This window comes from bacterium, assembly GCA_016703265.1.
Taxonomy (GTDB): Bacteria; Krumholzibacteriota; Krumholzibacteriia; order LZORAL124-64-63; family LZORAL124-64-63; genus CAINDZ01.
The window spans coordinates 1-9631 of the sequence record JADJCK010000021.1; the positions used below are offsets into that span (position 1 = coordinate 1).

General features: G+C 67.5%; 9 protein-coding genes and 2 pseudogenes. 8 read left to right on the plus strand and 3 right to left on the minus strand.

Going from position 1 to position 9631, the window contains the following annotated elements; all coding sequences use genetic code 11:
- Positions 1-464 (minus strand): hypothetical protein (locus IPG61_20250; protein MBK6736351.1); only part of this gene is annotated, 464 nt, incomplete at its 3' end.
- A 1547-nt stretch (positions 465-2011) separates the two neighbouring features.
- On the opposite strand from IPG61_20250, the gene IPG61_20255 reads away from it, so the two are divergent.
- The 4 genes and pseudogenes from IPG61_20255 (at position 2012) to IPG61_20270 (ending at position 4099) form a co-directional block, all read left to right on the plus strand.
- The gene (locus IPG61_20255; GenBank protein MBK6736352.1) at positions 2012-2884 is read left to right on the plus strand and encodes a porin; all 873 of its coding nucleotides are present in this window, start codon (positions 2012-2014) and stop codon (positions 2882-2884) included.
- Complete coding sequence (locus IPG61_20260) at positions 2853-3023, plus strand: hypothetical protein (GenBank protein ID MBK6736353.1); 171 nt, start codon at positions 2853-2855, stop codon at positions 3021-3023. The genes IPG61_20255 and IPG61_20260 overlap by 32 nt, the downstream gene beginning before the upstream one ends.
- Before the next feature lie 258 nt (positions 3024-3281).
- Complete coding sequence (locus tag IPG61_20265) at positions 3282-3482, plus strand: hypothetical protein (protein ID MBK6736354.1); 201 nt, start codon at positions 3282-3284, stop codon at positions 3480-3482.
- Positions 3427-4099 (plus strand): annotated as a pseudogene (locus tag IPG61_20270) (peroxiredoxin). Before IPG61_20265 ends, IPG61_20270 begins: the two are co-directional and overlap by 56 nt.
- 705 nt (positions 4100-4804) lie before the next feature.
- Here the strand turns inward: IPG61_20270 and IPG61_20275 are convergent.
- The gene (locus tag IPG61_20275) at positions 4805-5464 is read right to left on the minus strand and encodes a hypothetical protein (GenBank protein MBK6736355.1); all 660 of its coding nucleotides are present in this window, start codon (positions 5462-5464) and stop codon (positions 4805-4807) included.
- Between the two features lie 251 nt (positions 5465-5715).
- Between IPG61_20275 and IPG61_20280 the strand changes: the two genes are divergently transcribed.
- Entirely contained in the window at positions 5716-5946 is a 231-nt protein-coding gene (locus IPG61_20280; protein MBK6736356.1) for a hypothetical protein, read from the plus strand.
- Positions 5947-6015: 69 nt separating this feature from the next.
- Here IPG61_20280 and IPG61_20285 read toward each other — a convergent pair whose 3' ends face one another.
- Positions 6016-7314, minus strand: coding sequence for a glucose-6-phosphate isomerase (locus IPG61_20285; protein ID MBK6736357.1), 1299 nt, complete (start codon positions 7312-7314; stop codon positions 6016-6018).
- Positions 7315-7465: 151 nt separating this feature from the next.
- On the opposite strand from IPG61_20285, the gene IPG61_20290 reads away from it, so the two are divergent.
- From IPG61_20290 to IPG61_20300, 3 genes and pseudogenes are all read left to right on the plus strand, one after another.
- The gene (locus tag IPG61_20290) at positions 7466-8308 is read left to right on the plus strand and encodes a hypothetical protein (protein MBK6736358.1); all 843 of its coding nucleotides are present in this window, start codon (positions 7466-7468) and stop codon (positions 8306-8308) included.
- Positions 8254-8583 carry a hypothetical protein gene (locus tag IPG61_20295; GenBank protein ID MBK6736359.1) on the plus strand — a complete coding sequence of 110 codons (330 nt, stop codon included), beginning with the start codon at positions 8254-8256 and terminating at the stop codon, positions 8581-8583. Before IPG61_20290 ends, IPG61_20295 begins: the two co-directional genes overlap by 55 nt.
- Before the next feature lie 284 nt (positions 8584-8867).
- Positions 8868-9631, plus strand: a pseudogene (locus tag IPG61_20300) (response regulator).

The window sequence follows — 9631 nt, forward strand, 5'->3', positions numbered from 1 at the left end:
GGGTCGAGCAGGCGCCAGGGCGGACCGGAGGCGTGACGGGTTCCGACAAGCGGAACGAAACCACACCATGCGCCTCGAGGCGCTCGATCGCCCTCGCCCCACGCCGGCGGCAACAGGTAGGCCTCAGGCAGGTGCGCGCGGACCGACGGCGCGAGCTGGTCACGCCGCAGCGCCATCAGCAGCACCGCAGCCCGCCGTCGAAGCGGAACCACCTGCCGCCCGTCACGGCGCACTCCTGTTCGCTGGCGCCGACGCCCCCCAGGGGAAATCGACGAAGTGCGCACGCTGTCGGTCAGCGCGAAATCGAGTGCCAGCGGCGTCGCGCGGAATTCCGGCCCGGCCGTGCCAGGCGTCGGCCGCGGCCACCGCCGCCCGCAGCGAGTTCGCCTCGCCCGACAGCCAGCCAGCGAATGCCGCAGCAACCGCCCGACCACCTCGACCCGGGTGGCGTAGTCCTTCAGCATGTGGGCCTCGACCAGCAGGCCGGGGCAGTTCTGCAGCGCGACGCCAACCCTGGCTGGCGAACCGCGGCGTGGCGGCCGAGGTGACCAGGCCGCTGGTGGGGTCGGCCCAGTCCTTCAGCATCACGTACGGGAAGATGGGCCAGCCCTGCGCCCGCCAGTGCGCCTTTCAGGTCCTGTTCGTAGCGAAGAGGTCCAGGCGGTCAGGCCCGCTTCCAGGTTTCCGTGCGTCTCCAGGCTGTACGTGAGGGCGTACTGGTAATCGGCGCGCCGTCGGTCGAGTGCACGTCGATAAAGAAATCCGGCAGCCAGGCCCGCCACAGGGCCAGATAAGCACTTATCGACAGTATCCGCCTTCAGGTAGTCGCGGTTGAGGTTCAGGTTCGCGGCGTTGACCCCGCCAGCCCATCTCTTCAGGCCCGTTCTGGTTGATGCGCCCCGAGGCCGAGAAGCGCTCGTGGCCGTCGACGTTGAAAGATGGGGATGAACAACAGCGTCACGTGCTCCAGGCAACCGGTCGGCGAGCGCCGGGTCCGCGGCGAGATCGCGCAGCAACAACATGCCCGCATCCTTGCCGCAGGATTCCCCGGCATGGATGCAGGCCTCCCACCAACACCACGAGATGCTCCTCGCCGCGATCGGCAAGTTGCGCAGCCGTGAGCCGCGCGGCCGCGCCGGTCGGCCACGACCAGGGGCGGCTGGCGACCTTCCGGGACTGGTCCCGAACTCGACCGACAGCAGCGGCGATGCTGCATCGAGTGCGCGCAACCAGGACATCGTCTCGTCATAGCGAGGCGTGCGACGGCCGTCGGAAATCTCGAAGGGCGGCAGGTAGCGGCCCGTGGGCTTCACCGGCAGCGACTGCCGGCTGCAGCGCGCCGATGAACGTCGTCAAAACGATCGCCATCGCGGACGCCGCGAATAGGCCGGAACGAGTGTCGGGTACGGACCATCGCGCGCGCTCCGGGAACGCATGAATCGGGGACTGACGCCGCCCACAGGTGCGGCATCATCAGGCACGGACGGCACCATACCGTGGACGGCGGACTGTCCGCCCTCCAAAAAATGTTGATCGGCCACGGACCCGGTCATCTTTCCCGGCGGCGCGTGCGTCAGGTGCGGGCGATTACCCGGAAGCGCCCTGTCAAATAACCTGTTGACGGGGTTCCGGCGATCGCAAATGCGCCCGGGCACAAGTCGTGCTCGAATGCATGGACTCCGAGCGTTCCGGGTAGAGCGGTCCCGCCTTCGGGGTCGCGACACAACCGGCGCGAGGCAGATGCAGTCGAAAGCTCGAATCGGAAACGATCCCTGAGCCCTGTGGAGACACAGCGGCTGAAGGATCATTCTGCGTGATCGGGCCGGAACCAGCACCGAGACAGCACCGCACGGCTGGAACTACGGAGAGTTCCCGCCACAGGGTGGCCAACATATTGTCCGGGCCGGCATTGGGACGGCTGGGCGATTGTCGACAATCCCGTTTGGTCGGGGTTGATCGATTTCGGGGCCTCGCTGCCCGGAAGTATCCCAGTGGAATCAAGGAGGTCAAGTTGTTCAAGAAGATGCCGCTTACCCTGTCGGTCCTGACGCTGCTCACGGCCGGCGCCGCTTTCGCCGGTGACGCCAACTGGAACTTTTACGGCGTCGCCCACGCCTCGCTGAATTCGCTGAGCAACGGCGAAGACAGCCAGCTGGGCCTGACCAGCAACACCTCGCGCTTCGGCTTCAAGGGCACCACGCCGATGAACGAAGACTTCACGGCGTTCTGGCAGTTCGAGTCGCTCCTGGACATCGAAGGCAACGATGGTAACGGGACCGAGATCGGCACCCGTAACACGTTCCTCGGCATGAAGCACGCGACGGCCGGCAAGATCGTGTTCGGTCGCCATGACACCCCGTTCAAGACCCTGGGCCGCAAGGTCGAGATGTTCCCCGACCAGCTGGGCGACTTCCGCTCGGTGACCGATGGCTGGGACCGCCGCCTGACCGAGATCGTCGCCTACGTCTCCCCGGACTGGGACGGCTTCTCGATCTTCGCCGCGTACCAGTTCGACCAGGTCGACGCGCTCGAAGTCACGAAGGCCGATTGGGAAGCCGAGACCGCGATGAGCGCGATGGCTGCCTACTCGACCGAGCAGTTCATGATCGGCGCTGCCTACGAGGCCGCCTCGTCGGGCTACGGCGAGACCAATGGCGACGAGGTCGGCGACGGCCCGAAGGCCATCCGCCTGGCCGGCAAGTACATGGCTGAGCAGTTCGACATCGGCGCCCTGTTCCAGAGCGCGACCTACCAGTACGCTGTCGCCGACGACTACCGACGACTGGAAGAGCCAGACGATGGGTGTCGGCGCTGCCTTCCATCTGAACCCGAAGTGGACCATCAAGGGCCAGATGTACATGTTCAACACGTACACCGACGCTGAGGACGATGAAGACACGGACGAGGTCGACGAGAGCGACGCCACCGCGACGCAGCTGGCCTTCGGCATCGACCGCATCTTCACCGAGAACGTCCTGGCTTACGTCCAGTTTGCGACCATGAGCCATCACCTGGTAAGCTGATCGCGCACCAGACTGCTGGTGATGAAAGCCCCGGGCCTCGGCCCGGGGCTTTTTTTGGGGGCCGCCGCGTGTCGGCAGAGCGCCGGCGATGCCGGGCGGGGCGGGAAATGACCCTTGACATCAGTAATCATTCCGATTAAATAGGGCACATGCTCACGGGCGGTCGGCGCCAGGCGCCACCCCCGACAATCCACCCACGGAGGCTGCGCCTGTCCATGTCCGCCCACACCCGCCGCATGGACGCCCCAGCGCGCGGAAATCCTTGCGGAACTGCAGGCGGCGCACGACCATCCGACGGCTGCTGAACTCTACGAGCGCCTGCGGCCCCGCCTGCCGCGCCTGAGCCTTGGCACCGTGTCGCCCCCCCGGCGACGGGCCATCGATGTTCGACGATGTTCCGACAATGTTCACCAGGCGCCCGCAGGCGCCGTCACTCGCAGGACGCAACAAGGAGAATGAAGATGGACGACATGGACTTCGATTTCATCCCCGTGCCGCTGGTCGCCAGCGAAGCCCCGACTTCACCGCCACCGCCGTGATGCCGGACAACAGCTTCAACAAGGAATTCAAGCTGGCGGACTACCGCGGCAAGTACGTCGTGATGTTCTTCTACCCGCTGGACTTCACCTTCGTGTGCCCGTCCGAGATCATCGCCTTCGACAAGGCCCTTGCCGAGTTCAAGAAGCGGAACTGCGAAGTCATCGGCGTCAGCACCGACAGCCACTTCAGCCACTGGGCGTGGAAGAACACGAAACCCGAGAACGGCGGCATCGGCAACATCCAGTTCCCGCTGGTGGCCGACTTCAGAAGACGATCAGCCAGGACTACGGCCTGCTGCTCGAGGCGGCATGGCCCTGCGCGGCACGTTCCTGATCGACAAGAACGGCATGGTGCAGCACAGCACCGTGAACAATCTGGGCCTGGGCCGCAACGTGGACGAGATGGTGCGCCTGGTCGATGCGCTGCAGCACCTCGAGGAGAACGGGGAAGTCTGCCCCGCGAACTGGAAGAAGGGCGACGAGGCCATGAAGCCGACGGCGGCGGGCGTGGCCTCTTACCTGAAGAAGCACAGCTAAGCGACGGGCGATTCTCTCGTCCGGTGGAAAACAACGAGCCCGCGATGTCCTCGCCCTTCGGGCTGCGGATTTCGCGGGCTCTTGCTTCCACCGAACGAGAGACCCGGTCGCCAGTAGTGTAAGAAAATCAAGTACCGCAGGTCTCTCCGCCGCGCCGAGGCCGAAGGCCGATGGCCCCCCCCTCCGTGGTTCGTGTGGTGTGCGGAGCGGACGGGTGCAGGTTGCGTCAGAAACGATGCCCGGTGCGCAATCCGCAGCCCGAAGGGCGAGGACAGCGCACCGGGCTTTGTTTCTGACGCAACCCAGCGGCCCCTCGGCACTCCAGCGGACCGCATCGATGGTGTAGGAAACATTCCCCTTCTTGTACTGGTCGGCCACAAGCGGCACGAAATCGCCGGGCCGCGGCACCGGCGGCGGCAGCAGCAACTCCACCTCGGTGCTGTCGGGTGTCGCCACGAGGACGCGCGCCAGCGACTCGCCCTGCGCGCTCTTGGCGACGTCTTCGCCCTTCACCTCGAGGCACAGGCCCAGCATGTTGACCCGCGCCACCACCGGGTTGCGCAGCGTCGACAATGCGGCGAGCGTCGCGACGACCACGACGGCCACAGCCACGCCGACAATCAGACGCCGCGAACGCTTCCGCGCCGACGGCAGTCCGTCCAGGTAACTGAGTTTATCCGCGTCGCCTCGTGCTCCACCCCTACCTCAAGGCTGCTCCGCCGTCACGAAGGAATAGCGGCTTTTCGGCATGTGCGTGGCGTCCGGTGAAATGAAGAATTCCGGGCAATCCGCAGCCCGAAGGGCGAGGACAGCCAGGATTCTTCTTTCACCAGACCCCAGAAACGGCGCCAACAGGCCGCTATTCATGGTGACCGCAGCCTTCTCGATGATGGCTGCATAGACGTACCCGGCCCCGACATCCTTGTCGATGGCCAGCACGCCCTCGGCCACGATGACATCGCCGACGGCGACGATCTCGCTGGTCGTGACCGTGAGGTCGACCGTGGCGCCCTCGCCCGAACCGTCCTGGATGTGGATCCAGTTGGTGCCCATGATGTTGGGCGTGAACTTGACCACGCGGCCACGCACCTTGACGGACTTGCCGCCCAGCTCGGCGCCCTTGGCGTAGATCTCGCCCACCTGGTAGCCGCCGGCCACCTTGGCAACACCGGACACATGCTGGTCGTCGAGGGCCAGCTTGGTGCCGCCGGCCGGGCCGCTGCCCATTCCGCCAGGCATATTGCCGCCAGGCATATTGCCGCCAGGCATATTGCCGCCAGGCATAGTGCCGCCGCCCATCTCTGGCCACCGGCCGCGCCCATGCCGCCGGGCGCCGCCGCCCATGCCGGGGTGGCCCTGCGGCATCGCCCCGCCCAGGGCTCGTGCCGGCCTTCCAGATGGCCGTGGTGAAATAGATCTCGGGGAAGACGCGGTCGAGCGTCGCGCTGCGGAAGTCGACCATCATCTGGCCCTGGGGGATCGTGACCTTGTCACCGACCGCGATGGGCGTCTGCGTGCTGGCGCACCAGAGCTTCTCGGTGCCGGTGTCCAGCAGCACGTAGGTGTAGCCGCCCGAGTCCATGGTCTCGGCGACGGTGCCCTGCCAGGTGCCGGGCATGGCGGCCGGCTGGGCCGCCGGCGTGGCACTCGCAGCGGGCGTATTGCTGGCCGTGGCCTGGGCGTTGCCGCCCACCTTGTCGCCGCAACCGGTCAGGGCGACGGCCAGCACGATCACGAACAACGGCGAAATGAAGGGCAGCTTCTTCAAGGAAGTCTCCTCGGTTCGGAGCAAGCGCACAGCCGGGGCGCAGGCGTCGGTCAGGCCCTCCCGGACCGCCCGAAAATAAGCCACCAAACCCGTGGGGGCAAACGGCGCGAAGGCCTCCCCCCGGGAAGGTCGTTTCCGGCCGGCGGCCTCAGGCCGGGCGCCCCAGGCGCCGGAACATCTCCAGCTTGTAGGCCTCCACGCCGGGCTGGTCGAACGGGTTCAGGCCCAGGAGCAGGCCCCCGATGCCGACCGCCTTCTCGAACATGTACAGCAGGGCCCCGACGGTACGCGGGTTGACCTCGTCCACGGCCAGGGCCTGGCAGGGAACGCCGCCCTGGATGTGGGCCTGGCGCGTGGCCTCGAAGGCGATCCAGTTGATGTCGTCGAACGAACGGCCCGCCAGGTAGCCGAGCCCGTCGGCGTCGGCGCCGGGATCGGCCGGCACCACCAGGCCGGGCACGGCGCGGCGGGCGCAGAGGAACGTCTCCTGCAGGTTGCGGCGGCCGTCCTGCAGGTACTGGCCGAGGCTGTGCAGGTCGGTCGTGAAGACGGTCGAAGCGGGGAAGATGCCCTGTCCCTGCTTGCCCTCGCTCTCGCCGAAGAGCTGCTTCCACCATTCCTGCAGGTTGTGCAGGCCGCTGTGGAACGAGCTCATGACCTCGGTGGTGAAGCCCTGCGTGTAAAGTTGGTAGCGCGCGGCCGCATAGAGGTGGGCCGGGTTGTCGAACAGCCCCTCGTTGTCACATGCCTGCTGCATGGCGCGCGCGCCTTCGACCAGCCCGCGCACATCCACGCCCGCCATCGCCAGGGGAACCAGGCCCACGGGCGTGAGCACCGAGAAGCGACCGCCCACATCGTCGGTACCACGAACGTCTCCCAGCCCTCGGCGTCGGCCAGCTGGCGCAAGCGCGCCCTTGCGGGCGTCGGTGACGGCGGTGATGCGCGCGGCAGCGCCCTTGTCGCCGTAGCGCCGGCGCAGCAGGCCGCGCAGCACGCGGAAGGCCACCGCGGGCTCCACGGTGGTGCCCGACTTGGAGATCACACAGACCCGGAAGTCGCGGTCCTCGACCGTCCGCAGCACGCGGTCCAGCGACGCGGAGCACAGGCCCGTGCCGGCAAACAGCAGCGACACGCCGGCGCCGGGCGCCGACGGCAGCGCATCGAGCACCGCGCGCGCGCCCAGGTACGAGCCGCCGATACCCACGAACACCACGGCCTGCGAGTCGGCCTTCGCGCGCGCGGCAGCAGTGGCGCACGCGGCCAGCGAGGCCTCATCGATGCGCGACGGCAGGTCCAGCCAGCCCAGGAACTCATGCCCGGCACAGGTGCCCTGGGCCAGCCCGCGGGCCGCTGCGGCCACGCGCGGCGCCAGCGCTTCCAGTTGCGAGGTGGCGAGGAACGACTCCGTTCCCGCGAGATCGAGGCTGACTCCGGCGGCTTCCAGCATGCGCGCGTCCTTCCCTGGCGAATGCCCTGCGAATCGCGTGGGGACGGGCCCCACCTTGCGCCGCGGCCCGGACTGGTACATTCTGCACCAAGCCCTGCCTGTGGCGGCAGCGCCCACACAGCCGCCCGGCGCGGAATCAAGCGGGAGAACCATGCCCTTCCCCACGTCCGTCATCGCCTGCACCTATTCCGAGATCGCCCTCAAGGGGCGCAATCGGACCATGTTCCTGCGCAAGCTCATCAACAACATGCAGGCGGCGCTGAAGGGCCTGGGCGGCGTGACCATCCACCATGTGGAGAGCCGGCTGCTGGTTCGGTTGCGCGACGAATCGCAGACCACGGAGGCGGCGACGCGGCTGCACCGCGTGTTCGGGCTGCAGTGGGTGTCGCCGGCCATCGAGTTGCCGCGCGCCGAACTCGACGCCGAGCTGGCCGAGGATCTGGCCGACGGCCACGAGCCACGCCTGACCCAGCTGTGCAGCGCCGCCTGCCAGCTGGCGGACGAAGGTGCCGGCAATGCGCGGAATTTCCGCATCCACGCGCGGCGCAGCGACCACGGCTTCGGGCTGAACAGCCTGCAGATCGGCGCCGTGGTGGGCGCCGCCGTCCACCATCGCAGCGGGTTGCCGGGGCGCATGGTCGATGCCGACTTCGTCATCGATGTGCTCGTGCTGCGCGAGAGCGTGCTCGCATTCGCCCTGAAGGAAGCAGGCGTTCGGCGGCCTGCCACCCCGAGCGGGCGCACGATGGTGCTGCTCTCCGCGGCATCAGACTCGCCTGTGGCCGCGTGGATGATGATGCGGCGCGGCAGCCGTGCGGACTTCGTGCACTTCTACAGTGGGCGCAACGTCGAAGAGGCCGACTGCGCGAAGATCGAGAACTGGTGCGCCTGCTCGCGCGCTGGATGCCCATCCCGCTGCACCTGCACCTGGTCCCGGTGGTGCCGTACGAGACGCGCGCGATCGGGACCATCGACGACCGCTACGACATGGTGATGTTCCGCCGCTTCATGGTGCGCACGGCGGCCCGCCTGGCCCGGCGCCGCGGCCTGGCCCTGGTCACCGGCGACAGCCTGGGCCAGGTCGCCAGCCAGACCCTGCACAACCTGGCCGCCATCAGCCCGGACGTGAGCCTGCCCATCCTCCGGCCGCTGGTGGGCCTGGACAACTGTGCGAGATCACGGCCTGGAGCCAGCGAACCGGCCTTTTCAACACCTCGATCCAGCCCTACCGCGACTGTTGCTCCATCCGTTCGCCCCGGCCCATCCTGAACGCCCGCGGCATCGACCTGTTGCGCCTGTCCGAGGCCATGGGCCTCGAGGAGGCGGTTCGCGAGGCCGCCGACGCATCCGTCCGGCGGGTCATCGGGCCCGAGGGCTGATTCACGGTCTCCTGAAGAAAAACCTAAATCGACGCCCGCTCCAACCGATGAACTCGTTGAGCCGGAACGGGCTCGTACCCGGAACGGCCAACGCCTCGCTGCGCGGCGCGGGACCGGCGTACCCGGCCGGACGGCGTTTGCGGCAGGCATGGCGACAAGCAGGAGGCTTGGAAGATGAAGATTCTGGTGGTGGACGATTCACGCGCGATGCGGCGCATCGTTTCGCACGATCCGCCAGGCGGGCTTCGAAGGCCGCGAGATCATCGAGGCCGAGAACGGCCGCGAGGCTCTCGACGTGGTCAAGGCGCAGAAGCCGGACCTGATCCTCTCGGACTGGCACATGCCCGAGATGACCGGGATCGAGTTCCTGACCGCCCTGAACGCCGGCGGCTTCGAGATCCCCTTCGGGTTCGTGACCTCCGGAGAGCACCAAGGAGATGGTGGATCAGGCGACCGAGGCGGGGCCATGTTCCTGCTCGCGAAGCCGTTCACCGCCGAGACATGGCGCAGGTGCTGGGGCGTTTGTCCAGTGACAACCCTGGCTCGCATGCGTCGGGTCGAGGATCCGACCGACTTGATGTCGAAGCTCGAGTCGCTGGCGGAAGCGGTGGCCGCGTTCCGGCAGACCTTCGGTCCAGTTCCAGATGGAACTCGAGCTGGTCGGCATGCCCGGTACGCCCAACCCCGACCTCATCGCCTTCGGAAGCACGCTGGCCGTGGCCAACGACCAGGTGAACTACCAGTTCGCCTGCGGCTTCCCGGTGGAGACGGCGAAGAAGCTCACCCGCATCCTCTTCGCGATGGAAGAGGACGAGGAACCGACTCTCGAGGACATGGGCGACGGCCTGCGGGAGATCCCGAACGTCGCTGCCGGCGTGTGGAAGGCGATGCGCGAGCGCACTGCCGGCGAACAGTACCAGCTGGGCCTGCCGATCTTC